23 protein-coding genes and 1 pseudogene are annotated in these 25,388 nt (G+C 64.0%); 3 read left to right on the top strand and 21 right to left on the bottom strand.

What is annotated here, in order from left to right; genetic code table 11:
- Positions 1–5 precede the first annotated feature (5 nt).
- The 5 genes and pseudogenes from CK221_RS23370 to CK221_RS23390 form a co-directional block, all read right to left on the bottom strand.
- Positions 6–167, bottom strand: a pseudogene (locus CK221_RS23370) (4-hydroxybenzoate 3-monooxygenase); the annotation flags it as partial.
- 60 nt (positions 168–227) lie between these two features.
- Positions 228–1,043, bottom strand: coding sequence for a 3-oxoadipate enol-lactonase (gene pcaD / locus CK221_RS23375; RefSeq protein ID WP_095779457.1), 816 nt, complete (start codon positions 1,041–1,043; stop codon positions 228–230).
- 56 nt (positions 1,044–1,099) lie between these two features.
- A complete protein-coding gene (locus CK221_RS23380; protein ID WP_095779417.1) occupies positions 1,100–2,035 on the bottom strand; it encodes a ribokinase in 936 nt (311 codons plus the stop codon).
- Positions 2,036–2,048: 13 nt separating this feature from the next.
- Positions 2,049–2,918 (bottom strand): MurR/RpiR family transcriptional regulator, encoded by an 870-nt coding sequence (locus tag CK221_RS23385; protein WP_095779418.1) that lies wholly within the window; start codon positions 2,916–2,918, stop codon positions 2,049–2,051.
- On the bottom strand, positions 2,915–3,907 hold the full coding sequence (locus tag CK221_RS23390; protein WP_095779419.1) for a sugar phosphate isomerase/epimerase family protein: 993 nt from the start codon (positions 3,905–3,907) through the stop codon (positions 2,915–2,917). Before CK221_RS23390 ends, CK221_RS23385 begins: the two co-directional genes overlap by 4 nt.
- Before the next feature lie 145 nt (positions 3,908–4,052).
- Between CK221_RS23390 and CK221_RS23395 the strand changes: the two genes are divergently transcribed.
- Positions 4,053–5,711, top strand: a complete 1,659-nt coding sequence (locus tag CK221_RS23395; protein ID WP_095779420.1) for a sulfatase-like hydrolase/transferase — start codon at positions 4,053–4,055, stop codon at positions 5,709–5,711.
- A gap of 6 nt (positions 5,712–5,717) precedes the next feature.
- Here CK221_RS23395 and CK221_RS23400 read toward each other — a convergent pair whose 3' ends face one another.
- The 5 genes from CK221_RS23400 to CK221_RS23420 all read right to left on the bottom strand — a co-directional run bounded on the left by CK221_RS23400 (position 5,718) and on the right by CK221_RS23420 (position 10,600).
- Positions 5,718–6,572, bottom strand: a complete 855-nt coding sequence (locus CK221_RS23400) for a sugar phosphate isomerase/epimerase family protein (RefSeq protein WP_095779421.1) — start codon at positions 6,570–6,572, stop codon at positions 5,718–5,720.
- A 1-nt stretch (position 6,573) separates the two neighbouring features.
- Positions 6,574–7,350, bottom strand: coding sequence for an ATP-binding cassette domain-containing protein (locus CK221_RS23405; RefSeq protein ID WP_095779422.1), 777 nt, complete (start codon positions 7,348–7,350; stop codon positions 6,574–6,576).
- Positions 7,347–8,339: an ABC transporter permease gene (locus CK221_RS23410; RefSeq protein WP_066992192.1), complete on the bottom strand. Its 993-nt coding sequence runs from the start codon at positions 8,337–8,339 to the stop codon at positions 7,347–7,349. The genes CK221_RS23405 and CK221_RS23410 overlap by 4 nt, the downstream gene beginning before the upstream one ends.
- 124 nt (positions 8,340–8,463) lie before the next feature.
- Entirely contained in the window at positions 8,464–9,453 is a 990-nt protein-coding gene (locus CK221_RS23415) for a substrate-binding domain-containing protein (protein WP_245430713.1), read from the bottom strand.
- A 73-nt stretch (positions 9,454–9,526) separates the two neighbouring features.
- Positions 9,527–10,600 (bottom strand): LacI family DNA-binding transcriptional regulator, encoded by a 1,074-nt coding sequence (locus CK221_RS23420; RefSeq protein WP_095779423.1) that lies wholly within the window; start codon positions 10,598–10,600, stop codon positions 9,527–9,529.
- A gap of 138 nt (positions 10,601–10,738) precedes the next feature.
- On the opposite strand from CK221_RS23420, the gene CK221_RS23425 reads away from it, so the two are divergent.
- Positions 10,739–11,770, top strand: coding sequence for a hydroxyacid dehydrogenase (locus tag CK221_RS23425; RefSeq protein WP_095779424.1), 1,032 nt, complete (start codon positions 10,739–10,741; stop codon positions 11,768–11,770).
- 227 nt (positions 11,771–11,997) lie between these two features.
- Entirely contained in the window at positions 11,998–12,303 is a 306-nt protein-coding gene (locus CK221_RS23430; protein WP_095779425.1) for a hypothetical protein, read from the top strand.
- Between the two features lie 92 nt (positions 12,304–12,395).
- Here the strand turns inward: CK221_RS23430 and otsB are convergent, their stop codons facing one another.
- From otsB to CK221_RS23485, 11 genes are all read right to left on the bottom strand, one after another.
- Complete coding sequence (gene otsB, locus CK221_RS23435) at positions 12,396–13,178, bottom strand: trehalose-phosphatase (RefSeq protein ID WP_095779426.1); 783 nt, start codon at positions 13,176–13,178, stop codon at positions 12,396–12,398.
- Entirely contained in the window at positions 13,175–14,968 is a 1,794-nt protein-coding gene (locus CK221_RS23440; protein ID WP_095779427.1) for a trehalose-6-phosphate synthase, read from the bottom strand. The genes otsB and CK221_RS23440 overlap by 4 nt, the downstream gene beginning before the upstream one ends.
- Positions 14,969–15,156: 188 nt before the next feature.
- Entirely contained in the window at positions 15,157–17,319 is a 2,163-nt protein-coding gene (locus CK221_RS23445; RefSeq protein WP_095779428.1) for an amylo-alpha-1,6-glucosidase, read from the bottom strand.
- Positions 17,320–17,359: 40 nt separating this feature from the next.
- Positions 17,360–18,418: a glycosyltransferase family 4 protein gene (locus CK221_RS23450; RefSeq protein WP_095779429.1), complete on the bottom strand. Its 1,059-nt coding sequence runs from the start codon at positions 18,416–18,418 to the stop codon at positions 17,360–17,362.
- A 93-nt stretch (positions 18,419–18,511) separates the two neighbouring features.
- On the bottom strand, positions 18,512–19,282 hold the full coding sequence (locus tag CK221_RS23455; protein WP_066992171.1) for an L-iditol 2-dehydrogenase: 771 nt from the start codon (positions 19,280–19,282) through the stop codon (positions 18,512–18,514).
- A gap of 39 nt (positions 19,283–19,321) precedes the next feature.
- Positions 19,322–20,080, bottom strand: coding sequence for a glucose 1-dehydrogenase (locus CK221_RS23460; protein WP_095779430.1), 759 nt, complete (start codon positions 20,078–20,080; stop codon positions 19,322–19,324).
- Between the two features lie 33 nt (positions 20,081–20,113).
- Positions 20,114–20,842, bottom strand: coding sequence for an SDR family oxidoreductase (locus tag CK221_RS23465; RefSeq protein WP_066992165.1), 729 nt, complete (start codon positions 20,840–20,842; stop codon positions 20,114–20,116).
- A 22-nt stretch (positions 20,843–20,864) separates the two neighbouring features.
- Positions 20,865–22,118 carry an ABC transporter permease gene (locus CK221_RS23470; RefSeq protein ID WP_095779431.1) on the bottom strand — a complete coding sequence of 418 codons (1,254 nt, stop codon included), beginning with the start codon at positions 22,116–22,118 and terminating at the stop codon, positions 20,865–20,867.
- Positions 22,115–22,927 (bottom strand): ATP-binding cassette domain-containing protein, encoded by an 813-nt coding sequence (locus CK221_RS23475; RefSeq protein WP_066992159.1) that lies wholly within the window; start codon positions 22,925–22,927, stop codon positions 22,115–22,117. The genes CK221_RS23470 and CK221_RS23475 overlap by 4 nt, the downstream gene beginning before the upstream one ends.
- 165 nt (positions 22,928–23,092) lie before the next feature.
- Complete coding sequence (locus tag CK221_RS23480) at positions 23,093–24,160, bottom strand: sugar ABC transporter substrate-binding protein (protein WP_066992156.1); 1,068 nt, start codon at positions 24,158–24,160, stop codon at positions 23,093–23,095.
- Positions 24,161–24,387: 227 nt separating this feature from the next.
- Positions 24,388–25,272 (bottom strand): AraC family transcriptional regulator, encoded by an 885-nt coding sequence (locus CK221_RS23485; RefSeq protein ID WP_066992353.1) that lies wholly within the window; start codon positions 25,270–25,272, stop codon positions 24,388–24,390.
- Between the last annotated feature and the right edge of the window lie 116 nt (positions 25,273–25,388).

Consider the following 25,388-nt stretch of genomic DNA (forward strand, 5'->3'; position numbering starts at 1 on the left):
TCCGCTCAGTAAGGCAGGCCGACATTGTTCTCCGCCAGCGCGGTCGAGGCGGCATTGATGTGTACGAGATAATCGAGGCCGGCTTCCTGGATGCGCTGGCCGAACTCACCCGTCTCGGGGAAGCGGTGCAGGATCGTCGTCATCCACCAGGAGAAGCGCACCGCCTCGCAATCGATTGCGATGCGTCGTCCTCGAGCCCGGTCCGGTATCGGTTGGTATTGTTTGCGTCATCGCCCATGGAGATGCTTTCCCTCAGGCAACGACGCGACGAAGGCGCGGATCAGGGCGACGACCGCGTCGGGCTGCTCGATGCAGGGAATGTGCCCGGCGCCGCGGATCAGCTCGAAGCGCGCGCCGGGGATCAGGTCGGCAAGCGAGCGCACGAGATCGGGCGGCGTCGAGCCGTCCTGGTCGCCGACGATGCAGAGCGTCGGCACCGCGATGCGGCGCGCGCTGTCGGTGAAATCCGCGTCGCGAACCGCCATACACGTGCCGATGTAACCCGGCAGCGCCTGCCTGGTCAGCATGTTGCGGCAACCGGCAAGCTCGGCGGCGCGGTTGGCATGAAAATCCGGCGTGAACCACACCTTCATGATGCCATCGGCAATCGCCTCGATGCCGTCACGCTCGACCGTCGCGATGCGGCTGTTCCAGCTCTCGGGGGTGCCTATTTTGTGCGCGGTGTCGCTGAGGATCAGCGCTTCGACGAGTTCGGGCCGCCGTGCATAGAACCCCTGCGCGACCATGCCGCCGACCGACAGGCCAAAAAGCACGACCTTCTGGAAGCCGAAGCAATCGATGAGCGCGCTCAGATCGTCGACATGGTCGTCGATCGAGCGCACGCCGCTGCCGATGTCGGAAAGTCCGTGGCCGCGCTTGTCATAGACGAGCATCGGCATCTCACCGGCAAGCCGTGCGACGACATCGTCCCAGATCCGCAAGTCGGTGCCGAGCGAATTGATGAAGATGATCGGGCGCGCAGCAGCCGTCCCGGCGATAAGGCGATGGTGCAACGCAATGCCGCCGATACTGACGAATGGCACGATCTCGATCCTCCAAACCAACATTGCACCAGTTGTCTAGATCGGTAAACCGAAGGCTACTCTGGACGGTGCACGCCGCCTTGGATCTTTTGAGGGGGCGTTTGGCGATCCGCCTCCGGGGTCGAGACCAGCAGGGCGGCGGCGGCATTCGCGGCGGCGATGGCGGCATCGGTGGGCTCGCCGCGAGCAAGCGCAGCCGCAAAGGCACCGACGAATTCATCACCGGCGCCATGGGTGCTGACCACCTTCACCGGAATGGCAACGAGCGCCAAGGCGCGGCCATCGCGGTCGTGATAGGCGACGCCATCGCCGCCGGCGGTGACGATTGCGGCCGGACAAACGATTGCCAATTGCCGCGCTGCCTCAGCTGCGCCTTGAAGCGTGTCGACGACCGGAATGCCGGCCAGGAACTCCGCCTCTATGGCGTTGGTGATCACGATGTCGACGAGCCCGGTGAGTTCGGCGGGCAGCGGCCGGGCCGGCGCCGCGTTGAGCACGACGCAGCAGCCGTGAGCCTTCGCCGCGCGCGCGACAGCGATGTTGGCGATTTCCGGAACTTCGTTCTGCAGCAACAGCACCGAAGTCTGCGCGAGCAGACCGGCGGCCGCCGCGACATCCTTTTCACCGAGTGTCAGATTGCTGCCGGAAACGATCACCGCGCCGTAGTCGCCATCGTCGTCGAAGATGGCCACGCTCATGCCTGATCGGATCCCCGGTTCTGTTCGCACGAAGCGGTGATCGACATTGCTGCGGCTGAGATTGGCGAGCAGCGCGCGGCCGAAATCGTCGTCGCCGACGGCGCCGATCATCGCCGACCTCGCCCCCGCGCGCGCCGCCGACAGGGCCTGATTGCCGCCCTTGCCGCCGCATTTCGGCTGCCAGCCGAAACCGGTCACCGTCTCGCCCTTGCGCGGACGATCCGGTGCGTCGACCAGGATGTCGTAATGCAGGCTGCCGAACACGGCCACCACCCCCGCTGAAGCAACGCTCATCCGCGATGATCTTTCATCTGTTCTTGTCCCGGCGCTTCGACGTCACTGCCGACATGGTGCGGCCGAGATTGTGCTCCGCCGCCTGATAGTCGCGCTGCGCCACCGCGACGAACAGCGCATCCAGGATGTTGAGCTGGGCGATACGGGCGGCCGCATTCTCGCCCATCAGCGGCGACCCCCGCGCGGTCGAGCAGAGCACGACATCCGCCTCGGCTGCCAGCGGCGAGTTGGCGTAGTTGGTTACGGCAAGCGTGCGGGCGCCGTTCTTTCTGGCGAGCTGAACGGCATCAATCACCGCGCTGCTGTTGCCGGAATGGGAAAAGCCGACGGCAATGTCTTCGGCGCCGAGGAGCGAGGCCGACATGAGCATCATGTGGGAATCGTCGTAAACCGCCGCGCGGATGCCGATGCGCAGGAACTTGTGCGAGACGTCCCGGGCAATCTGAGCTGAGCCGCCGACGCCGTAGAAGTCGCGATTTCTGGATCGATAAATGAGGTCGGCGGCCCGGTCGAAATCGCCGATGTCAAGGATCGCGAGCGTTTCCTCCAGCGCCTGTATGGAAGTGCGGAAGACCTTTTGCACGATCTCGGCCGAACTATCGTCGACGGAGAGTTCCCGGTGCATCTCGGCGGTCGGCGAGCGGCTGTATTCGCAGACTGCCGTCCGGAAGTCGCGATAGCCGGAGAAGCCCAGCTTCTTGGCGATCTTCACCACCATCGCCTCGGAGACGCCGGCCTCGTCAGCGATCTCTTTCAAAGGGATCGTCTCGTCGAAACCGCGGCGGCCGAACACGGTTTCCACCACCTTTGCCTCCAGCAGTGTGAGATGCGGCATCATCATGCGGATGCGCGGCCCCACAGCTCGGAGATCCGCGGACGTCATCCTGCATTTGCTCCGAGCAGGATTTCTTGGACGACAGCCTGAGAGGCAACCGCGTCCTGTCCGTCGAGGGCAGCCGCCAGCCGATTGTCCTGCCCCAGCCGCTCGACGACCCGCAACATGCGGTTGACGGTCGCGATGTTGACCTCGCATTCGCGCACCGGGTCGAGACCGGTCATGTCCGGAAAGGTGTCGAAATAGATGGCACCGGCGTAGCCGTCCCTGCGTATCTGGCGCAGCAGCTCGATCGTCTGCAGCGTGTGCACGGCGCCGACCATCAGGCCGTCGTCGCGCTTGGCGTAGCCATCGTTGAGATGAACGCCGAGCAACCTGCTGTGACGGGCGACAAGAGCGGCGGCAAAGGCCGGTTGCTCGTCGGCATAAAGAACATGCGCGAAGTCGAGAGTGACGCCCAGATTGGGCAGGCCGGCCTCGCGGATCGCCAGCAACGTGGTCGCGGCATCCGGCATCAGTGAATAGGAGCGCGGCTCGTTCGGCTTATATTCGAGACTGATGGCGCAATCGGGGTCATGCGCCGCAACTTCACGAATACCGTCGATTTCGTGTTGCCAAAGTGTCGCGTAGTCGGCCTGGAAAGCGTAGTCGAAACCATCCTGCCCCAGCCACAATGTCATGAGACTGGCGCCCGCCTCTTGCGCCGCATCGATGCCAGCCTTGGTAAGGTCGATGGCTTCACGCCGCACTGCCGGATCGGGATTGGTGAACGCGCCGAGCTTGAAGGCGGGATTGGAGTAGTAGCGCATCGCGAAGCCATTGATGGAAAGCCCAAGATCGCCAAGCCTCCGTGCGATTTCCCTGGGGTTTTCACCGATATGGTCGGGATAGTTGAGATCGAGATCGGTGAGCCCCTCGACCTTGGCCGCCCGCGCCGCCATCTGCAGCACCGAGGGCTTCCCGGTAAGCCCGGCCCACTCCGCCTCAGGCCGCGAGGCGAAGGAATTGAGACGGGTGGCAAAACGGTGGGATGTCATTTGGGATCCTTGGGATGCCTGAGACTTCACATGGAAAAATGATTTTGTAAAGTTCTCTGGTGAGCTGTACAGGCTGGTTGCCCTGGTTGGCATGCGCTGATTGTTCTGGCATTACCGGGTTCGAGAACCATTCCGACGGGCAGCAATGACCTCGAAACGCAACGTCCTTTTCATCATGTGCGACCAGCTGCGGTTCGATTATCTGAGCTGCGCCGGGCACAAGAGTCTGACGACGCCGAACATCGACCGGCTCGCCAGCCGCGGCGTGCGTTTCACCAATGCCTATGTGCAATCGACGGTCTGTGGCCCCTCCCGCATGAGCGCCTATACCGGCCGCTACGTCCGCTCGCACGGCTCGACGCATAACGGCGTGCCGCTCAGAGTCGGCGAGCCTACGCTGGGCGACCATCTGCGCGAGGTCGGCGTGCGTTGTGCGCTCATCGGCAAGACACATATGAAGGCCGACGAGGAAGGCATGGAGCGCCTCGGCATCGCCAAGGATTCCGTCATCGGCGTGCGTGTCGCGGAATGCGGCTTCGAGCCGTTCGAGCGCGATGACGGCCTGCACCCCTCGACCAGCTACGACCCCGATCCGGCCTACGACTCCTATCTGCGCCAGCACGGCTTCGAGGCCGAAAATCCTTGGGAGCATTGGGCGAATTCCGGCGAAGGCGAGAATGGCGAGAATTTCAACGGCTGGCTGCTCGTCCATGCCGACAAGGCGGCGCGCATTCCGGAGGAGCATTCCGAGACGTCTTACATGACGCGCCGCGCCATGCGCTTCATCGAGGACGCCGAAGCCAAGGGCGAAGCCTGGTGCGCGCATCTTTCCTACATCAAGCCGCACTGGCCCTATATCGTGCCGGCGCCCTACCACGCCATGTACGGCAAGGCGGAGATCCAGCCGCCCGTTCGCAGCGAAGCCGAGCGCGTCTCGCCAAATCCGATCTTCGAGGCCTTCCAGCAGGAGCGGTATTCGAAGAACTTCTCGCGCGATGAGGTCCGCGAAACGGTCGTTCCCTGCTACATGGGCCTGATCAAGCAGATCGACGATCAGCTTGGCCTTTTGTTCGACTTCATGGAGAAGTGCGGCCTGTTCGAGAATACGCTTGTCGTCTTCACTTCTGACCATGGCGACTATCTCGGCGACCATTGGCTCGGCGAGAAATACCTGTTCCACGACGTCGCGGTGAAGGTGCCGATGATCGTCTACGATCCTCGTCCGGAAGCCGACGTCACAAGAGGAACCACGTCGGACGCGCTGGTCGAGATGATCGATCTCGCGCCCACCTTCCTCGATTATTTCGGCGGCGAGCCCAAGCCGCATGTCCTCGAAGGCCGCTCGCTGCTGTCGCTGACTTCGGGTGAGCGGAAGAGCCTGCGCAACTATGCCATCAGCGAATATGACTACAGCGGCGATGCGGCGCGGCTGAGACTCGCCATGCCGGTGTCGGGCTGCAAGCTCTACATGATCACCGACGGCCGCTCCAAACTCGTCCATGGCGAAGGTGTCGAGCCGATGTTCTTCGATCTCCAGAACGACCCCGGCGAATTGCGCGACCTCGGCCGCGAGCCGTCGGCCGCTGGCGACATCGAGAGGCTGCGCAAAATGCTGATGCGCTGGCTGGCGCTGCCCAACAACCGCATCACCGTCCCCGACGAGTGGCTGACGGAGATCGACGACAAGGTCGGGCATTTCGACCCGATCATCGGCTCCGGCGTGCTCATCGGCTACTGGGACGAGGCCGAACTCGCCGAACAGCTGGAGGCGCGTCGCCGCTGGCTGACGCGCCGGGGCAACTAGCTTTCGTTACCCGAGTGTCAGCCCCGCCTTCTTCGCTTCCTCGCGCAGGAAGGGCAGCCCCACCTCGATGACGTCGCGCGGGTCGTCCGCCACCGGGCGCCATACCGCGAGCCCCCCGGCGATGTCGACGTCGACATGGTTCATGCTTTCGAGCGTGATCGGGCCCTCATAGCCGATGTCGGCGATCGCCTTCATGCAGGCTGCCCAGTTCAGCATGCCGCGCCCCGGCACGCCGCGATTGGCCTCCGACACATGGACATAGCCGAGGAAGGGCGCCGCCGCCTCGAAGCCGGCCGCGAAGCTCTCTTCCTCGATATGCATGTGGTAGGTGTCGAGATGGATGAAGATGTTGTCGGCGCCGATGCGCTCGATGATGCGCGCCGCGTCGATGCCGCGGTTGATCAGATGCGTCTCGTAGCGGTTGCAGGGTTCGATGCCGAGCTTCAGGCTGCGGGCCTTCGCCGACTTTGCCGCCCGTTCGAGGAAGCGGCACATGCCGTCGATCTCCCGCTGCGTCGGCGCCCGGCCGGTGGTCTTGCCGATCGTGCCATAGGTGACGCCGCCGAGCGCCTCGGCGCCCACCTCGTTGCAGACATTGAAGGCCGGCTGCAGGAAATCGAGTGCCTCTTCCGGCCGCTCCACCACGTCGAGTGCGCGCGGCAAGCCGAGCGACGGAATGAGCTGCACGCCATAATGGTTTGCAAAACCGCGCGTGCGCTTGGTGTCGATCTCCTCGGGTCTGAGCAGCGGAATCTCCATCAGGCCGATGCCGAGCTCCTTCAGCCGGTCCATCTGCGGCTCGATGCGGGCCAGATCCCAGACCGGGGCGATGGCGAAAGTGTGCAGTCCGAAAACATTCATATCAGCCTCGTTGCTCGTGCGCCGCCGCGGCGGCCGTGTCGCCGCCGCCGACGATGCGGCTGACGACTTCGTTCATGTTGGTTTTGGCGGTGACGAGATCGGCATCCGCCCTGCCGTGGCGCAGCACGACGATGCGGTCGGTGACCGACAGCACGTCATTCAGCCGGTGCGAAATCAAAATGACGGCGATGCCTTCAGACTTCAGCCGCCGGATGAGATCGAGCACGCTCTGCACCTCGCGCACGGCGAGCGCCGCCGTCGGCTCGTCCATGATGACGAGCTTCGGGTTGAAGGTGAGCGCCCGCGCAATCGCCACCGTCTGCTGCTGGCCGCCGGAGAAGGAGCCGACGGAACGACTGATCGACGGCAGGTGCGCCCCGAGCCGCTCGATCATCCGCGTCGCCTGCCGATCCATCTCGGTCTTGTCGACAAAGCCGGGGAAGAGGCCGAGCAGCCTTTTCGTCGGCTCTCGGCCAAGGAAGATGTTGGAGGCCACGTCCTGCTGCTTGGCCAAGGACAGATCCTGGTAGATCATCTCGATGCCGAGCCGGCGCCGCTGGCCGGGATCGAGAGCGAGGATGTCCTTGCCGTCGAACTCGATCGAGCCGGTGTCGGCGCGGTAGATGCCGGTGATGGTCTTCATCAGCGTCGACTTGCCGGCGCCGTTGTCGCCGACCAGCCCGACCACCTCGCCGGCCGCGACCGACAGGTCGACGCCATGCAGCACGTCGACCGCCCCGAAGCTTTTGCGGATCTTATGGAGCGAAAGCAGTGTCATACGCGCGACTCCTTCCGCACCTGATACTGGTCGATGAAGACCGCGAGGATCAGCACCGCGCCGATCGCCATCTGCTGGTAGTAGGACTGCACCGCAAGCAGCGTCAGCCCGTTCTGCAGCACGCCCATGATCAGCGCGCCGATCATTGTGCCGAGGATCGAGGCGCGGCCGCCGAACAGATTGGTGCCGCCGATGATCGCCGCGGTGATCGCGGTGAGTTCGTAGTTGATGCCGGCGGTCGGGTCGCCCGCATTGACGCGGGCGGTGAACAAGAGACCGGCAAGCCCGGCAAGCGCGCCGGAGAGCGTGTAGATGATGCGGCGATGCTGCTCGACGCGGATGCCGGCGGCGCGCGCCGCGCCTTCGCTGTCGCCGAGCGCCAACGTGTGGCGACCGAAGCGCGTATAGGCAAGCACCGTATGCGCGACGATCGCCGTCAGCACGAAGATGATGACGGGCATCGGAATGCCGAGCGGCCTCCCTTGTCCGATATAGACGATCTCCGGCGGCAGGCCGTAGATCGCCCTGCCCTGTGAGATGACGAGCGCCAGCCCGCGCGCAAGGCCCAGCATGCCGAGCGTTACGATGAAGGCGGGCACGAAGGCGCGGGTGACCAGTTGGCCGTTGATGTAGCCGGCGATACTTCCGGCCAGAATGCAGGCGATCACCGCGAACACCGACGGCCAGCCGAGGTTGACGGCGACGAAGGCCCCCGCCACGCCGGCAAGGCCCATGACCGATCCCAGCGACAGATCGAGCCCACCTGAACCGATGACGAAGGTCGCGGCGATCGCCAGCACGCCGATCGTCGACGTCGCGAGCAGGATGTTGAGGAAATTGCTGAGCGACAGGAAGAAAGGCGACAAAAGCGCCATCGCCGCGCTCAGCAGCACAAGCACCAGCAGCGACTCCAGCCTGATGTGGAGCCTCTCGACGGATGCGCGCTGCACCCGAGCCCAAAACCCGGGCTGCGCCGTTTCGGAAGCCATGGTTTTCACCCTTCTGGGTAGGGAAGTAGGGGAATAGGGAAGTGAGCGGGAGAGAGCCGGGTCTTGGAAGTGCAAACCTTCCTCCTCCTACTCCCCTACGGACCTACTCCCCTACTCCCTTCTCTTACTTCACATATTGCAGCATCGGCTCCTTGCCGGCGTCGAGCACGTCCTTGGTCAGCACCAGGGTGGGCACCGCGATGCTTTCCTCGATCTTCTCGCCAGCCAGCGCCTTCTTGACGTTCTCGACCGCCTGCTTGCCGACGAGATAGGGAAGCTGGGCGACGGAAGCGTTCAGACGGCCTTCCTTGATCGATTTCACCGCGTCGACATTGCCGTCCACGCCGATGATCGTCACCTGCTCGCCCTTGCCGGCGGCGTAGACCGATTCCACGGCGCCCAACGCCATGCCGTCGTTGGCGCAGAAGATGGCAACCAAATCGGGATGCGCCGTCAGTGTGTCGGTGGCGATCGAGGCCGCCTTGCCACGATCCCAGTCGCCCGGCAGCGAGGCGACGACCTCGAGCCCCGGCGCCAGTTCCTTGAGCTTGTCGGCAAAGCCCTTGGCGCGCTTCTCGCCGGTGATGTTGCCGGAGAGACCCTCGATCACCAGCACCGGACCCTTGGCGTCCTTGCCAAGCTTGGAGACGAGATATTCGGCCCCTAGCGCACCCGCGGCGACGTTGTCGGAACCGATATGGAAGGTGACCTTGACGCCTTCCTTGTCGAGAACCGCCTGGTCGAGATTGTTGTCGAGATCGACGATCTTGATGCCGGCATCCTGCGCCGATTTCAGGCAGGGCAAGAGGTTGGTCGAGTTGATGGCGGCGGTGATCATCGCCACCGGCTTGCGCTCGAGCATCGTGTTGCAGAGGTTAAGCTGCGGCTCGGCCGCCTGGTCGCTTTCGGCCGCCTGCTGGAAGTATTTCACGCCGGCTTCCTTGGCGCCGTCGGCGACGCCCTGCGCCATCGCGCCCCAGAACGGATTGGCCAAGGTCTTCATCAGCACGCCATATTCGCCGTCCTCGGCCTTAGCAGTGCCGACCGCGGCAAAGGTAAGCGCCACGCCCAATGCGAGAGTAAATCGATTTATCTTTGTGGAAAGCGATGTCATTCCGTCCTCCGTTTGTTTGCGCCGGATGCCTCGGCCAGGGCCGGCACTCTTCTTCCGTTTTCGACAATGGGGGTTATTGTCGGTCTCCTCCCCCGGAATGCGGGACGCTGCCTGGCGAGCCAACGGATTCCCGCATGAACACCTTGCAAGGTTCGAGCCGCGCCCTCGGCGGGCCGCGCTCGCCTTCGATCCTGCGAAACAGAACCTCCATTGCGTTGGCGGCGATCTCGCGCACCGGCTGCACCACCGCGGCGATCGCCGGCCACGTCACCTGCATCCATTCGGCGTCGTCGAAGCCGACCAGCGAGATGTCGTTTGGGCAATGCCAGCCGCGCCGCCGAAATTCCGAAAGCGCCACCAGCGTGCCCTTGAGGAAGAGCGAATAGACCGCCGTAGGCCTGTCGCCGCCGTCTTCCCGCTGGCTGAAATAATCGCGAAGCAGCGTCCGCAAGGGCCCGACATCGCTTTCGCAGAGTACGACGTCGACCCTGATGTCGGGCGCAAGCTCAACTGCCGTCTTGCGAAACCCTTCCAGCCGGGCGCGTACGGTCGCCGCCTGCTGGCCGAGACCGACCACAAGAACATGGCGATGGCCCTTGCTGACCAGCGCGCGCGCCACTTCGGCGCTTGCCGCAGCGCTGTCGGCCGAAACCGTGTCGAAGGCGTCATCGGCAAGCACGCGGTCAATCAGCACCCCTGTCATGCCGTTCGCTTTCATGAAACCAGCCGCCGGTCCGTGCTCGTTTCGCACCGGTGCCAGTACGACGCCGGCAACGCGCCAGTCATGCATGCGGGCGAGGATCTCCTTCTCACGTTGCTCCGATTCCCGGCTGGAGGCGGCGACCAGCGTATAGCCGCGTTGCTCGGCGAGGCCTTCGAGCTCGCTCACCATCTGGCCGAAGAACTCGCTTTCGAACTCCGGCATGATGGCGCCGATGATGCGACGCTTGGCCCTGCGCATGTCCGAGGCGAGCGGATCGACGCGGTAGCCCAGAAGCTCGACGGCATCGAGGACGCGCTGCGCGTTTTCCGGTTTTACCGTGGTGACGCCGGAAAGAACCTTGGAAACGGTGGCCGCCGACACGCCCGCCTGGCTTGCCACATCGTGGATCGACGCGCGCCGCTGCTGGGCCTGCTGTTGCGCCATTAATCTTCTCCCGGAGGCGAGTGGTCGCCCTCTCGTTAACATAATCGATAAATCGATTTTTCGCTGTTGTAAATCGTTTCATCGGGAGTAAAAACGCTGATATGATTGGTGCGATCCAATCGCGCCGGGAGGAAAATCATGTCCAACAAAGCCTCGCCGCTGGTGATCAGCGCACCCGAACCGCGCACGCTCGACCTGATCTTCACGCCGCCGCAGCTGGCGCGCTTCCGCAAAAGATATCGCATCGTCGAGACAACGCCGGAAGGCGTCTCGGAGTTGCCGACAGATGTGCTGGCCGAAGCCCGCTACATCGTCGGCCAGCCGCCGATCACCCCTCAGACGCTGGAGAGGTTGAAAGCGCTGCGCTGCATCTTCAACGTCGAGACCAATCTCATCAACAACATGCCCTATGAGACGCTGTTTGCCCGCGGCATTCACGTCGTCACCACCGGCCTGGTGTTCGCGGAGCCGGTGGCGGAACTCGGCCTTGCCATGGCGCTAAACCTGGCGCGCGGCATCGTCGATGCCGACCTCGCCTTCCGGCAAGGCAAGGAACTATGGGGCGGTGACGGCAACCAGACGGCGCGACTCCTCTCAGGTTCGGATGTCGGCATCATCGGCTTCGGCGATCTTGGCCGCGCTCTCAATCGGCTGCTGACCGGCTTCCGAACGCGCACTAGGGTCTTCGATCCCTGGCTACCGCCTTCCGTGCTGGTGGAGCATGGCGTCGAGCCGGCCCCGCTCGACAAGGTGCTGTCGGAAAGCGATTTCGTTTTCGTCGTCGCCTCGGTGACCAGCGAGAACCAGGGCTTTCTCGGCGCCGACGCTTTCGCCAAGATGCGTCAGGGCGCCGCCTTCATCCTGCTCAGCCGCGCCGGCGTCGTCGATTTCCCGGCGCTGATGGAAGCGGTCAAAAGCGGTCATGTCGTTGCGGCCAGCGACGTGTTTCCCGAGGAGCCGTTGGCCAAGGACCACCCGGTGCGCTCGCTTTCCGGCTTTCTGCGCTCAGCCCACCGCGCCGGCGCGCTCGACGATGCCTTCAAGCGCATGGGCGACATGGTGCTGGAGGACATGGACCTCGTCGACCGCGGTCTGCCGCCGATGCGCTCCAAGCGCGCCGAGCGCGAGACCGTTTCACGGATGCGCTCCAAGCCGATCGACAGGAACTGATCGCGCCTGGTCGCCTGGAACATTAGCGTTCCTGCTACTGATTGCCGCCCTGAGTGTAATGCAACCAAACTTAACGGCCGGACCACGGAGAGTTTCGGCCCTCTCAGGACCATTTTTCTTCAGAATTTTTTTCTGCATTTCACGGGAATAGAGGAACTTTGATCCGGACCTTCCGTTGATGACACGATCGTTTCTCGAACGATCCAGAGAAACAGGAGGTTTATGTCATGAACATCAAGATGATCTGCCTTGGCGCAATGACCCTTTCGATGGTCGCCGGCTCGGCTCTCGCCGCTGGCGAAACCGGCACGTCGGCGCTGGATGACCCAGCCAAGATGCAGCCCTTCTACACCGACTCCAGCATGAAGACGATGGTCAGCAAGGACGCCTTCGTGAAGGCGTGGAAGGCAATGTCGCCGGAGGACCAGACCGCGATGATGACGGCTTGTGAGGACGAGGCCAAGAACGCCAATGCAGCCAACAGCCATCCGGAGTTCTGCAGCAGCGTCAAGGAGAACGGCGGCAGCAAGTAACCATTCAGTGCAGCCACCGACAAAACGGCCCCGTTGTGGGGCCGTTTTTGCGATCCCAGACGAAGGACCGCGACGCACTTTTCCCGAGATGATCAGGCAACCAGATCGCTGCGGTCCGCCGGTTCGAAACCGTCATTGAAATTCGACGCGAGCCAGGCGATCGCGCTGGCGACATCGGCGATGGCGAAACGCGCCGCGGTCTCGCCCTGCGGTCTCACGCGGATCGAGATCCCGCCCGCGGCATTGACGGTCTCAAAACCGTTTTCGTCGGACGTGTCGTCGCCGAGGAATACCGGACGCCGTCCGGTGAAAGGCTCAAGCTGCATGAAGCGCCGGATTGCGGCGCCCTTGGCCGCCTCTAGCGGCATCAGTTCGACACCGGCATTGCCGGCAATTACGCGGTAGCCTTTCGGCAGCCGGGCAAGTGCTGTCTCGACCAGCTCCGTCGCGCGGGCCAGCAATTGCGGCGCTGCCCGCGTGTGGATGGCGAGCACCGGCCCCTTGCGCTCCACATAGACGGCCTTGCTTGCCAGCTCCAGCTCGATTTCGTCGGCAAGTGCGGCCATATCCGCCGGCTCGTCGGCGGCCTCGATTTGTCCGTCCGGTGTCAGCCTGTGCTCCAGCCCGTAGAGGCCGGCGATCCGCAGCTTCAAAGGCTCGAACAGCCGGTCGACGGCCGCGATAGAGCGGCCGGTGATGAAAGCCAGCGCTCCATCCAGCCGGTGCTCGACCGCTTGCAGCAGCAAACGCAACTCCGCGCTGACCGCGACGCTATCTGGATGGGCGGCGTGCTCGAGCAATGTGCCATCGATATCGAGGAAGAGCGCCCACCGGCCTTCGGGGAGCGGTGGGGTCAAATCTGCCTGGATGTTCATCGGAATCCGACTGCCTGTTTGCGTTCGAAGATAGAGACGACATTGTCGCCGTTGGTGTTTGCCGAGCGGTCGGACAAGGCCGTGACGCGGTCGAGCTCGCCGCGCTTCCTCAATCGCGCCGCGTCGAGCAGCATGCTGCCGGCCCAGCGATAGACATTGTTGTCGCGTACGATCTCGCGCATGCGGCGCATGCGCTCGCGCTGCTCGTCGGGCCCCATGACCAGCGCCTGCCGCATGGCTTCGCTCATCATCGCCGCGTCGTAAGGATTGACGATCAGCGCCTCGAGCAGTTCGCGCGAGGCCCCGGCAAACGTGCTGAGCAGGAGTACGCCCTCTTCGTCGTCGCGCGCGGCAACGAACTCCTTGGCCACGAGGTTCATGCCGTCATGCAGGCTGGTGACGAGGCAGATGTCGGCCGCACGGTAGATCTTGTAGACGTCCTTCTGCGAGTGATGCTCGGCCACGAGCACGACCGGACGATAGCTGCCGTTGCCATAGCGCTCGTTGAGTCCCTCGGCGAGCCGCTGGCATTCCTCATGCAGGTGCTTGTAGGCCGGCAATGTGCCCCGGCTCGGTGCGGCGACCTGGAGGAACACCGCCTTGCCGACCATTTCAGGGTAGCGGATGAACAGTTCCTCCAGCGCATGGAAGCGGTCGAGAATGCCCTTGGTGTAGTCGAGGCGCTCGACACCGACGCACAGCTTGGCGTCGGCTGGAATCCCGAACCGCTCGCGGATTTGCGCGCGGCATTCCTCGACCGGCGGCAGGCTCTTCAGGAGCTGCACAGGCCATTCGATAGAGATCGGGTAGGCGTGGACCAAAGTCGTCTGGCCGCCATAGGACACCGCGGCATCCGCCCGTTCGATCCGGCTCTCCATGAAACGGTCGACGCTCTCGGTGAAGTTGTTGGCATGGAACTGGGTGTGGAAGCCGATGATCGAGCTGCCCAGCAGCCCATCCAGAATGCGCTCGCGCCACGGACAGATGCTGAACACTTCCGAATTCGGCCACGGGATGTGCCAGAAGGTGATGACAATCGCCTCGGGCAGGCGCTCGCGGATCATGCGCGGCAGCAGCGCGAAATGATAATCCTGGACCAGCACGATCGGCCTCTCGTTGCGCGCCTCGGCAACCACCGTTTCGGCGAATTTGCGGTTGACGGCCTCGTAGGCCGCCCAGTCCGACTCGCGGAAGATCGGTCGGGTAAAGGCTATATGGCAGAGCGGCCAAAGCCCTTCATTGGCGAAGCCGAGATAATAGCCCTGATATTCCTCGTCGGTCAGCCAGACCCGGCGCAGGGCATAAGATGGATTTTCGGGCGGCACCTGTACCCGGTCGTGGCGGTCGACGACCTGACGATCCGCGCTTCCGCCGCCATAGGCGATCCAAGTGCCGGCGCAGGCGCGCGTGATCGGCTCCAGTGCCGAGACCAGTCCGCTCGCCGGCACGACGAGCTCGACATCGCCGTTCTCGTCCTCATTGTGGATGTAGGGCTCGCGGTTGGAGACGACGATGACCTGTGCGTCCGGCAGATCCTCGGCAAGGATCTTGCGCAGCGTCTCCGGTGACCAGGTGACGAGGGCGGCGTCGACCGACTGCCCGTTCTTCTCGAATTCGCGCAACACCTTGCGTGCGGCTTCCGATGCGACGTCCTCGCCCGCACCGGGCGTGTTCACAGCCGTTGCATGCTGGTGACGGTGCCTGGTTATTGAGACGAAGATCGCGAGAGCGCTGAGTCCGAGACTAGCTAGGATAAGGACCCACAAGAGGTCGACGCCATACTGTGCCATTGATGCCAGGTTGCCTCCGGCTGTCCGCTATTTTGTTTTCGTTCTTGCCGGCTGCGGAGAGGTGTGCCGGTTCCGGTTTGCAAACGCATAGGGCGCTCGTCGGTTCCGACATTTTTCGACTGCCGGATGCATTTGCGGAACTCCGCTCTCGTAACGGTTTTCCGTCCGGAATTGCGCAATCGACCCGTCTAAGTCCGCACAATCAGCGGCACCAGGCCCTCATGCCGATCGGCGAGGAAGGCAACGACGCGGTCCCCGACACGCTGGAAGGTGAGGTCGATAGTCTTATCGCCGACGGACAGATGCCTGAGCGTGAGCGTGTCGATACCGATGGGCATCCGTGGGCGAGTGACGCGCAGCTCGCCTTTCCAGCCGTCGATTTCCAGACCGAGGCAGGCCTGCATCAGCATGAAGGTGGAGCCTGCCGACCAGGCCTGCGGCAGACAGGCGACAGGATAGGCGATCGGCGCCTCGCCTGGCGCCCGGGTGAAGCCGCAGAACAATTCCGGCAGCCGCATGTTGAAGTGCACGGCCGACTCGAACGTGCCGCTCATCAGCCGCACGACACTTTCGCGCTCGCCATAGCGCGACAGGCCGACACCGCAGAGCGCCGTGTCGTGCGGCCAGATCGAGCCGTTATGGTAGGACATTGGATTGAAGAAGATCGCGTCGTCTGCAAGCGTCCTCAGTCCCCAGCCGGAATGGAAGGAAGCCGACAGCAATTGATCGGCGACAATCTTGGCGCGCTCCGGCTGCGGCAGGCCGGCATAAAGCAGATGCCCCGCATTTGACGTTCGCACCTTGCAGGGCTCGCCTTCGCCGTCGATCGCGATGGCGTAGAAGTTTAGATCCTCGATCCAGAAGTCACGCTCGACGGCGATCCGCATTTCCTCGGCGCGGTTCTCCCAATGTTCGGCATCGGCAAACTCGCCGCGGCGGCGTGCGAGCGCGGCAAGGCCGCGATAAGCGGCAAAGACATAGCCTTGCACCTCAACCAGCGCGATCGGTCCTTTGGGCATGCGGCCGTCGGCATGGAAGACCGAGTCGACGCTGTCTTTCCAGCCCTGGTTGGCGAGGCCGGACTCCGCCGCGCGTTGGTAGGTGACGAAACCCGTTGCCCGGCTTGCCTCTTCCGTCCACTCGGCGGCCGCCTTGAGCGATGGCCAGAGCGTGTCGATGAAGGCCATGTCGCCGGTGCGGTCGGCATAGGCGCAGGCGAGATGAATGTAGAGCGGGGTCGTGTCGACGCCGCCATAATAGCGGCCGAAGGGAAGCTCGCGCAGCGCCGCCATTTCGCCCTTGCGCGTCTCATGCATGATCTTGCCTGGCTGGGAATCGATGAAGGGCGACGTTTCCGTCGCCTGATGTTCGGCAAGGAACGCCAGCACGCCGCGCGCGAGACCCGGATTGAGCCACAGCATCTGCAAGCCGGAGATCACGCCGTCGCGGCCGAAGGCCGTGGAGAACCACGGGATGCCGGCATAAGGATAAGGCCCGGTAGGAAGCTCGGTGGTAAGCAACGCGACATCCGCGCGGGCGCGCTCGACCCAATCGTTGAAGACGCGACCGGAGCTGTGGACGGTGGCGCCATGCCGGCGCTTGGCGCGCATGGCAAAACGCGCGCGTGCGGCAGCGGCCCGGAACCGGTCGCGATTGGGGGTTTCGGCAACTTCCGGTCCCACTTCGACATAAAGCACCTTGCTGCTGCGCTTAGTCACCGCGATCAGGAAGTCGGCACGACTGTCGCTCAGTTGGTCGGGAGCTTGCGAGAAGGAGATTGCCGAGAGGCGCGGCAGGCCGTCGAGACCGTCATAGCCGAGCATAACGGACGCCTTGTCGGTCTTCGCCAGATGGACCGTTCCACGTTTCGGCCGTGTCGAGCCGCGCACCTCGAACATGTCGCGGAAGTCGGCGGCGAAATGCAAGGAGATGGCGATGGTCGAATGCTCGCGGCTGTAGTTGGAAAGCGTGATGCGATCGAACAACCTGTCCTGCCAGATCAGCCTGACGCGCTCGATATGGATCGCGCCTTGCGGAATGTCGCGGCCGGCGGCGCTCTGAATCGGCAAGTTGGTCAGGTTGCTGGTGAAGAGAACATTGTCCTGGCTGAGCGAGGCGCCGAGCAGCGACATCGGCCTGCCGCCGATCGTCAGGCGGAACTCGGAAAGAACGCGGGTGTCGTCGCGAAAGAAACCGTCGCCGGCGCCCCTGATGTCACCATAGGCGTCGGTGACCGCGAAACAATCGCCCTGTTTGAGCGCGAACAGCCGGTGCGGCTCCCGCGGCGCCGTTTCGTCGAGCGAGGCAAGGGCTACGGCGGGATCGAGCTTGCGCTCGTCGAGCTGCGTCATTCGTCACCTCTTCGCTTGCCCCGCCCCAAGAGAATGCCGATCAGGAGGCTCTCGCCTCCTGGATGCCGATCAGGCGCATATAGGCGGCAAGATAGTCGCGCGCCATCCTGGTGGCTGAAAACCGCTTTTCGAAGACCACTCTCACCTGCCGTCGGTCAAGTCCGAGCAGGGCCGGCATCGCAGCGACCGCATCATCGACAGAGTCCACGACAAAGCCGGTCACGCCCTGGTCGATGAGCTCCGGCAGGGCGCCGCAGTTCCAGGCGATTACCGGCGTGCCGCAAGCCATCGCCTCGATCGGCGCTAGGCCGAACGGCTCCGGCCAGTCGATGGGAAACAGCAGGCCCGCGGCATTGCCGAGAAACTCGGCCTTCTCGTGTTCCGCGATCTCGCCGATATAGTCGACCCGGTCGCCGTCGATGAGCGCCTCGATCTCGTCGTGAAAATAGGCGCGATCGTCATCGCCGATCTTGGCCGCCAGCTTAAGCTTCAAACCGGAACGCCGGGCGATCTCGATCGCTCGATCCGGGCGCTTGTCGCGAGACAGCCGGCCCAGGAAAGCCAGATAGGGTTCCTCGGCCGAGGGATCGTAGGTGGGCTGATACGCATCGACCGGAATGCCGTGATGGATCGTCGCCAGCCAGTTGGCGTCGGGCAATCCGCGCTTCTGGCTGTGCGAGATGGAGATCATCGGAAAGCGCGGGAAGCGCTTGTAGGCCGGCGCCAGGTCGACATAGTCGAGCCGGCCATGCGGGGTCGTCACCGTTCGCCCCGCCATGTGTTCGAAGAATGGAAAATGCACGAAATGGCTGAGATGGAAGTGGATGACGTCGAACTCGTCCGCCCGCTCGCGCACCTGGCAAAGCATCGCCATATGCGCCGCAATCTCGGACTTTTTCGGCCGCGGATCGAGACGGATCGCCTGGTCGCGGCCGGGCACCAGCCGCGCCGAGGTCTCACTGTCGCCGCTGGCGAACAGGGTTACTTCGTGCCTGACTTCCACCAGCGCTTCGGTGAGATAGGACACGATCCGCTCGGTGCCGCCATATAGTTTCGGCGGCACGGATTCGTAGAGCGGCGCGACATGAGCGATGCGCATGGTTCCCTCAAACGGTTGATGGGAACCAAAATGCGTCAGCCGCCAGATCGTTCCTGCCCGATTGTCGCAGGCGAGGCCTCGAGCTTCGGCCAATCAACTCATCCAGTTGCCGCCGTCCACATTGAGCGTCTGCGCCACGACGTAGTCGGCCTCGCTCGATGCCAGGAAGACGGCCGCACCCCGGTAATCGTCGGGATCACCCATGCGCCCCGCCGGCACCGCCAGCCCGACCTGCCGCTTCTTCTCGCCGATCGGCAGGTTCTCGTAGCGCGCGAACAGGGCGTCGACCTGGTCCCACATCGGTGTGTCGACCACACCCGGCGCGATGCCGTTGACGTTGATGCCGTGCTTGATCAGCGCAAGGCCGGCCGATTGCGTGATGCTGATTACGGCGGCCTTGGTGGCGCAATAGACGGCGACCAGCGCCTCGCCGCGCCGACCCGCCTGCGAGGCCATGTTGATGATCTTCCCCTTGCGCCCCTGGGCGACCATACGCTTGGCCACCGCCTGCAGAGTGAACAACAGCCCTTTCACATTGACCGAGAATTGCAGGTCGAAGCTTTTCTCCGAAATCTCGAGAAGCGGCCCCATGTCGAAGACGGCGGCATTGTTGACCAGGATGTCGATCCCGCCATGCGTCCTCGTCACCGAAGCGACCATCGCCTCGATCGAGGCGAGGTCGCGCACGTCGAGTTGCAGAGCGGTAGCTTTGCCTTCGAGCTCGCGCGCAAGCGCTTCCGCCTTGCCTAGTGCCATATCGGCGATCACGACATGGGCGCCTTCGGCGGCGAAACCGCGCACGATGGCTGCGCCGATCCCTTGCGCGCCGCCGGTGACGACGGCGACCTTGTCCTTGAGTTTCATGGCAATTCTCCTGTCTCAGCGCCCTGGCTCAGCGCCATCTCAGCGTGTGGTATAGCCGCCGTCGATGACCAGCACCTCGCCGGTGACGTAGCTCGAGGCGGGAGAGCACAGGAAAAGTGCGGCCGCCGCAACTTCTTCCGGCTGGCCGACGCGGCCCATCGGCGTCATGCCGCGCCAGATCGGGAACCATTCCGGATTCTCGATGCCGCCGCGCGAAAGGTCCGTTTCGATATAGCCGGGCGCGACGGCGTTGACGCGAATGTTATCGACCGCCACCTCGCTGGCGAGGCTCTTGGTCATCATATGCACCGCCGCCTTGGAACTGTTGTAGGCAACCTGGTTCTGGGGAATGTTGGAGACGATGCCGGAAATCGAGCCGACATTGAGGATCGCGCCCCCTCCCCGGCGCCGCATCGGCGCCAGCGCCGCCCGGCAGCAGCGGAAGACGGCATCGACATTGATCGCCATCGTCTGCCGCCAGATGCCCTCCGGATAGTCGCCGCTGTCGCCATGGATGGCGATGCCGGCGCTGTTGACCAGGATGTCGAGGCGGCCGGCCTTGGCGAGCGTGTCGGCGACCAGCCTGTCCGGCGCTTTCTCGTCCAGCATCTCGGCGGCGTGAAAGTCGAAGGCGAGGCCCGCGAGTTCCTGCCGCGCATCATCCTTCATCGTCCGGCCCGCAACGACGACGCGTGCGCCGGCTTCGCCGAGCGCCTTCGCGATGGCGAGGCCGATGCCGCGCGTGCCGCCGGTCACCAGCGCGACCTTGTCGTCCAGTCGGAAGCGGTCGAAGATCATGGCGGCGGTTCCGTTCTGCGAGGGGCGAGGCGCTCAGATGTCCACGCTCTGCGGCAGGATGACCAGGTCGCGAATGGTGATGTTGCGCGGTCGCGTCAGCATGAACAGCACGGCGTCCGCCACTTCCTTCGCCTCCATCAGGCTGCCGGCGGCGAGCGCTTCTTCCATCTTGGCCTTTGGCCAGTCGCTGAGTAACGCCGTCACCACCGGACCGGGAGCGACCGCACCGACGCGAATGCCGTGCTTCAGCACCTGGCGCCGGACCGTATGGACGAACGCCTGCACGGCGAATTTCGAAGCGGTGTAGATCGGCTCCCAGACCACCGGAACGAAGCCGGCCACCGAACTGGTGACGATGATGTCGCCGCTCTGCTTTTCGATCATGTGCGGCAGCACGGCGTGCACCGTGCGGAACACGGCGTTAACGTTGAGGTTGAGCATCCTATCCCACTGATCGGGGTCGCCCGATGCCACCTCCCCGCCGACATAGGCGCCGGCATTGGCATGGAAGATGTCGAGCTGGCCCGCTCTTTCGAGGATCTCGGGCATCATGCGGTTGACGCTCGCCGGATCGAGCAGGTCGGTGACGACGGCATAAGCATTGTCGCCGAGCTCCGCGACAAGTTCCTGAAGCCGGTCCTCGGCCCGGTCAACTAGGAAGACCTTTGCGCCGGCGGCGAGCATGGTGCGGGCGCATTCCAGCCCGATGCCCGAGGCAGCGCCAGTGATTGCGGCAACCTTGCCGGAAAGACTATCAGACATTGCGATCCTCTTCGATAAGCCGTCAGGCGCGGCCGTGTGAGACACGCGAGCGGCGGGCGAGAGAATCGACGATGACCGCGATCGCCAGCACGCAGCCGGTTATCATGTACCGGAGCGAGGATGACAGATCGAGCAGCGTCAGGCCGCTTGCGATGGATTGGATGACGATGATGCCGAGCAGCGCCGAATAGGCGCTGCCCCGGCCGCCGAACAGGCTGGTGCCGCCGATGACGGCCGCCGCGATGGCGTTGAGATTGACGTCGCCGGTGCCGGCCTGCTGGCTGGCGGTTGCCAGGCGTGCCGCCGAGAGCAGGCCGCCCGTCGCCGCCAGCGTGGCGCAGAGCGCGAAGGCGCTGGCGTAGATCAGCCGGACGTTGATGCCGGCGCGACGCGCCGCTTCGCGGTTGCCGCCGACAGCGGTCATCGAGCGGCCCCATTGGGTGCGCTTCAGCGCATAGTTCATCGCCACGACCAGGCCGACGAACAACGCGAACATCCAGGGCACGCCGCGCGACAGATTGAGGTAGTAAGCCACCAGTTCGAGCGCGACCGTGATCGCGACGGCCTGGAGCAGCAGCCCGCCGAGCGAACGCGATGACAGGCCGGCGGCCTGGCGGCGTTGCGCGTTGCGATAGCCGAGAGCCAGGGCAAGCACGCCGGGCACGACGGCCAAAGTGTGCGACACCCAGTGCGGCATCACGAGGAGCTGTCCGAAATTCACCAGCGGCGAATCGTAAGGCAGGTTGATCGAGCCCGTCGGGCCGAGGATGTAGAGCTGCAATCCCAGGAAGGCGAGCAGGCCCGACAGCGTCGAGACGAAGCTTGGCATGCCGAGCCTGTTGAGCAGCAGCGCGTAGACGCAGCCGGTCACGAACCCGACCGCCATCGCCGCCAGCATGGCAAGCGCGACCGGCCAGCCCCACTGCACCCACAGCACGCCGAGCAGCGCGGAGGCCAGGCCGCTGACGGACCCGACGGACAGGTCGATCTCGCCCACCATCAGCACGCAGACGATGCCGAGTGAGATGATGCCGACCGTCGAGCAGTCGAACAAAAGATTGACCAGATTGTTCGGCGACAGGAATACCGGGTTGAGCGTCTGGAAGATGGTGCAGATCAGAACCAGCCCGACAACCACGGGCAGCGAGCCGAGATCGCCGGAGCGGACGCGGTCGAGGAAGCCCCTGATGGCGCCCTTCGCGCCGCTGCGATCCTTCAGCCGTTCGTCGCTGCGATCGAGCAGCGCGCCGGGATTGCGGTCGGACGCCGTGGTCATGGCTGTTCTCCTTGCGCCTTCTCGGCCGTGCGCCTGCCGCGCCGCGAGACCGCATTGTCGTCGGCGCCGGTGATCGCGGTGACCAGCTCCTGATTGGAGGCGCCGGGCAGGAAGATGCCGTTGTTGCGGCCGAGCCGCAGCACCACGATGCGGTCGGCCACGGCGCGCACGTCCTCCATGTTGTGACTGATCATGACGACGCCCAGCCCGCGATCCCGCACGCGCTCAATGAGGTTCAGCACTTCGGCGGTCTGCGCGACGCCGAGTGCGGCGGTGGGCTCGTCGAGGAGGATCACGCGCGGCTCCATCAGCAGCGAGCGGGCGATCGCCACCGTCTGCCGCTGCCCGCCCGACAGCGATGCCACCGGCTCGCGCACGCTGGGAATCCGTGCCGAGAGCTCGTTGAGCAGCGTCCAGGCGCGGACCTCCATCGAGACCTCGTCGAGGCGAAGCGGATGAAGCTCGCGGCCGAGAAAGATGTTGGCCACGACGTCGAGGTTTTCGCAGAGCGCGAGATCCTGGAAGACGGTGGCGATGCCGAGCTTCAGCGCCGCGGCGGGATTGGCAAGCGTCACCGGCTGGCCGTCGAAAGTGATCGAGCCCGAGCTCGGCATATGCGCGCCGGCCAGGATTTTCACCAGCGTCGACTTGCCGGCGCCGTTGTCGCCGACCAGGGCTACGATTTCCCCGGCATTGATGTCGAGATCGACGTCGGTGAGAGCCGACACCGCGCCGAAATTCTTCGAGATGCCGCGCAGGCTAAGCACCGGCGGACGGCTCGTCGTGGGCGGTGCGTCGGGTATTGCCATTGCGTGTCTCTCTTCCCGCGTTTTGGTCGATCTGTCCGGCCGCCAAGAGGGAGCGGCCGGACACACCCGGCTTCTCAGCCCTGACGGGCCAGCCGAGCATATCGCAGGCGACGCGGCTGCGCCGCATCGCTTTGGGAGACGATGCGGCTTCAGCCGCATCGCTCCTTATTGAATGCCGAGCTTCTTGCAGCCTTCGGCGTAGCGGTCGGTGCAGAGCTGGGCTGCGGTCTGGATCTTCTTGTCGATGATTTCGGCCTTCAAATTCTCCTGCGTCACCACCGCCGGCACGAAGAGTTGCGAGGGCGTATCGTACAGCGTTGTCTCGGCTTTCGGCGTTTCGCCCTTGAGAAGCTGCACAGCAACGTTTGCCGCCGCCGCGGCGACGATTTCGCTCGGCTTGGAGATAGTGTTGTACTGGTCGCCGGCAATGATGAGCTGCAAGGCGGCGATCGTCGCGTCGTTGCCCGTCACCGGCGGCACCGGATCGACGCCGGCTGCCTTGAAGGCGGCAATGGCGCCGCCGCCCGTGCCGTCATTGGCGGCGACCACGCCGACGATCTTGTTGCCGAAGCGCGAGATCTGTCCCGCCGCCCATTGCTGGGCATTCGAAGGCGCCCAGTTCGGCGTGTCAAACTCGGCGAGCGTCTTGTAGCTGCCGGTCTTGAGACCCTCATGGATGCCGTCCTTGATCAGGCCCGCCGCGGCGTCGGTCGGCGAGCCGTTGATCTGCAGCACGCCGACATCGCCATCGCTCGACACCCCCTTGGCCTTGAGATGCTCGACCAGCGAGGCGGCAATCGCCTTGCCGATGGCCTTGTTGTCGAACGACACATAGAAATCGGCCTTCGCCGTGGGGATCGGACGGTCATAGGCGATCACCTTGACGCCCTGAGCCTGCGCATTGTGCACCAGCGAGGCCGCCGCCGCCGAATCGACCGGGTCGAGCACGACAACCTTCGCGCCCTGGGTGATGACGGAGTTGAACTGCTGCTGCTGCTTGGTGACGTCGGCGTCGGCATTGAGATAGAGCACCTTGCAGCTGTCGCAAAGCTTCTTCATTTCAGCGACGAAGCCCGGATGATCATGCTCTTCGTAACGCGTCGAGCCCTGGTCGGGCATCAGGAACGCGACCGTGGAGCCGGCGATATCCTGCGCATTGGCAAAAGTCGCCCCAAGAGCGAGGCTCGAGACGGCCATCGCGGCTGCTGTCAATCTGGACACGTATCTGGACATAAGGTCTTCTCCAATTCCCATTGTGTGATCTAAACGGACTTCGACATCGAGCCGCGGATGCTGCTCGCGCGCCCGATTGGAAGTCCAGTGAACTCGTGCAGCAGCCTCACGGCTTCCTCCCGCTGGCATGACACGAGGAAATACTCGTCCATCGCTGGTTCGCTTGCGCGACCCACCGCTTCGTCCTGGTTCTTGTCTAAGGCTTGTTTCTCCTCCCGAACTCCTTTCTATGCGGCGCGCGCGGCCGCGAAATTATCCGCAACCAATCTCCTGAACTGCGAAGGCGGCATGCCCTTCTCGGCCAGGAATTGGCGATTGAAGTTCGACAGATTGTTGAAGCCGACCTCGAAGCAGATGTCCGAGATCTGAGCCTCTTCGTCGCTCATCAGGATCTGGCAGGCGAGATTGATGCGCAGCCGCTTGATGTACTGCAGCAGCGACATGCCGGTATGCTTGCGAAACGAGCGCGAGAAGGCGCTCGGCGTCTGTCCCGCGATTGCCGCCAGATCGCCTTCGTTGAATTGCTGGGTCAGGTTCTCGCGGATATAGGCGAGCGCCTGGTTCATGCCCGCAGACATGTATCCGGACGGGTCCGGCAGATAGTTCTCGCTGGCGAGCACGCGCGGCGTAGTTTCGCGGCTCAGCGCCTCCATGATCGACATGAACAGGCTGATCCTGTGAACGCCGTAAGCATGTGTGATCTCCGCCAGCAACGGCATGACCGCCCTGCTCACACTGGCGCTGAACAGGACGCCGCGCCGCGCGAGCTCGAGCAGTGGCGAGACCGCGCCAAGCTCGGGAAAAGTGGCGATCGCGCCGCCGATGAATTCCTCGCTGAACTGGACCAGCCTGCAGCGCAGCGGAACTGACTGACCTTCCGGAACCTCGCTGATCCAGTTGTGCGGCAGGTTCGGACCGGTGAGAACGAGGTTGCCGACCTCGAACTCGCCGATGAAGTCGCCGACGAAATAGCGGCCCTTGGTCGCCACGATCTGGTGCAGTTCGTATTCCGGATGAAAATGCCAGCGCACCGTATGGTAGGGATAGCCATGCCACCTCACCGCGAACGACTCGCCAGGCCTTATCTGTATGACTTCCAGATCGGGTCCCATCGATTCCTCCCGCAGGCTGTGCCAGCCTTCGAACCGCGGCCGTTTGTTCCGGCTCATCTAGGGTCAGGATAGCGGCGGCCAAGGATGTCCGCCACCTCGCCACGCCGCGCCTACTG

Source organism: Mesorhizobium sp. WSM3868, from assembly GCF_002294785.1.
In the GTDB taxonomy this organism is placed as follows: Bacteria; Pseudomonadota; Alphaproteobacteria; order Rhizobiales; family Rhizobiaceae; genus Mesorhizobium.

Bases quoted from the DNA above. Each gene is read 5' to 3' on its own strand.
- CK221_RS23485 (WP_066992353.1), bottom strand. From the start codon at position 25,272: ATGGGACCCGATCTGGAAGTCATACAGATAAGGCCTGGCGAGTCGTTC.
- CK221_RS23440 (WP_095779427.1), bottom strand. From the start codon at position 14,968: ATGGCACAGTATGGCGTCGACCTCTTGTGGGTCCTTATCCTAGCTAGT.
- CK221_RS23465 (WP_066992165.1), bottom strand. From the start codon at position 20,842: ATGTCTGATAGTCTTTCCGGCAAGGTTGCCGCAATCACTGGCGCTGCC.
- CK221_RS23395 (WP_095779420.1), top strand. From the start codon at position 4,053: ATGACCTCGAAACGCAACGTCCTTTTCATCATGTGCGACCAGCTGCGG.
- CK221_RS23450 (WP_095779429.1), bottom strand. From the start codon at position 18,418: ATGCGCATCGCTCATGTCGCGCCGCTCTACGAATCCGTGCCGCCGAAA.
- CK221_RS23385 (WP_095779418.1), bottom strand. From the start codon at position 2,918: ATGACGTCCGCGGATCTCCGAGCTGTGGGGCCGCGCATCCGCATGATG.
- CK221_RS23405 (WP_095779422.1), bottom strand. From the start codon at position 7,350: ATGACACTGCTTTCGCTCCATAAGATCCGCAAAAGCTTCGGGGCGGTC.
- CK221_RS23470 (WP_095779431.1), bottom strand. From the start codon at position 22,118: ATGACCACGGCGTCCGACCGCAATCCCGGCGCGCTGCTCGATCGCAGC.
- CK221_RS23460 (WP_095779430.1), bottom strand. From the start codon at position 20,080: ATGATCTTCGACCGCTTCCGACTGGACGACAAGGTCGCGCTGGTGACC.
- CK221_RS23410 (WP_066992192.1), bottom strand. From the start codon at position 8,339: ATGGCTTCCGAAACGGCGCAGCCCGGGTTTTGGGCTCGGGTGCAGCGC.
- CK221_RS23390 (WP_095779419.1), bottom strand. From the start codon at position 3,907: ATGACATCCCACCGTTTTGCCACCCGTCTCAATTCCTTCGCCTCGCGG.
- CK221_RS23415 (WP_245430713.1), bottom strand. From the start codon at position 9,453: ATGACATCGCTTTCCACAAAGATAAATCGATTTACTCTCGCATTGGGC.
- CK221_RS23380 (WP_095779417.1), bottom strand. From the start codon at position 2,035: ATGAGCGTTGCTTCAGCGGGGGTGGTGGCCGTGTTCGGCAGCCTGCAT.
- CK221_RS23455 (WP_066992171.1), bottom strand. From the start codon at position 19,282: ATGAAACTCAAGGACAAGGTCGCCGTCGTCACCGGCGGCGCGCAAGGG.
- CK221_RS23400 (WP_095779421.1), bottom strand. From the start codon at position 6,572: ATGAATGTTTTCGGACTGCACACTTTCGCCATCGCCCCGGTCTGGGAT.
- CK221_RS23420 (WP_095779423.1), bottom strand. From the start codon at position 10,600: ATGGCGCAACAGCAGGCCCAGCAGCGGCGCGCGTCGATCCACGATGTG.
- CK221_RS23445 (WP_095779428.1), bottom strand. From the start codon at position 17,319: ATGACGCAGCTCGACGAGCGCAAGCTCGATCCCGCCGTAGCCCTTGCC.
- CK221_RS23480 (WP_066992156.1), bottom strand. From the start codon at position 24,160: ATGTCCAGATACGTGTCCAGATTGACAGCAGCCGCGATGGCCGTCTCG.
- CK221_RS23430 (WP_095779425.1), top strand. From the start codon at position 11,998: ATGAACATCAAGATGATCTGCCTTGGCGCAATGACCCTTTCGATGGTC.
- otsB (WP_095779426.1), bottom strand. From the start codon at position 13,178: ATGAACATCCAGGCAGATTTGACCCCACCGCTCCCCGAAGGCCGGTGG.
- CK221_RS23425 (WP_095779424.1), top strand. From the start codon at position 10,739: ATGTCCAACAAAGCCTCGCCGCTGGTGATCAGCGCACCCGAACCGCGC.
- CK221_RS23475 (WP_066992159.1), bottom strand. From the start codon at position 22,927: ATGGCAATACCCGACGCACCGCCCACGACGAGCCGTCCGCCGGTGCTT.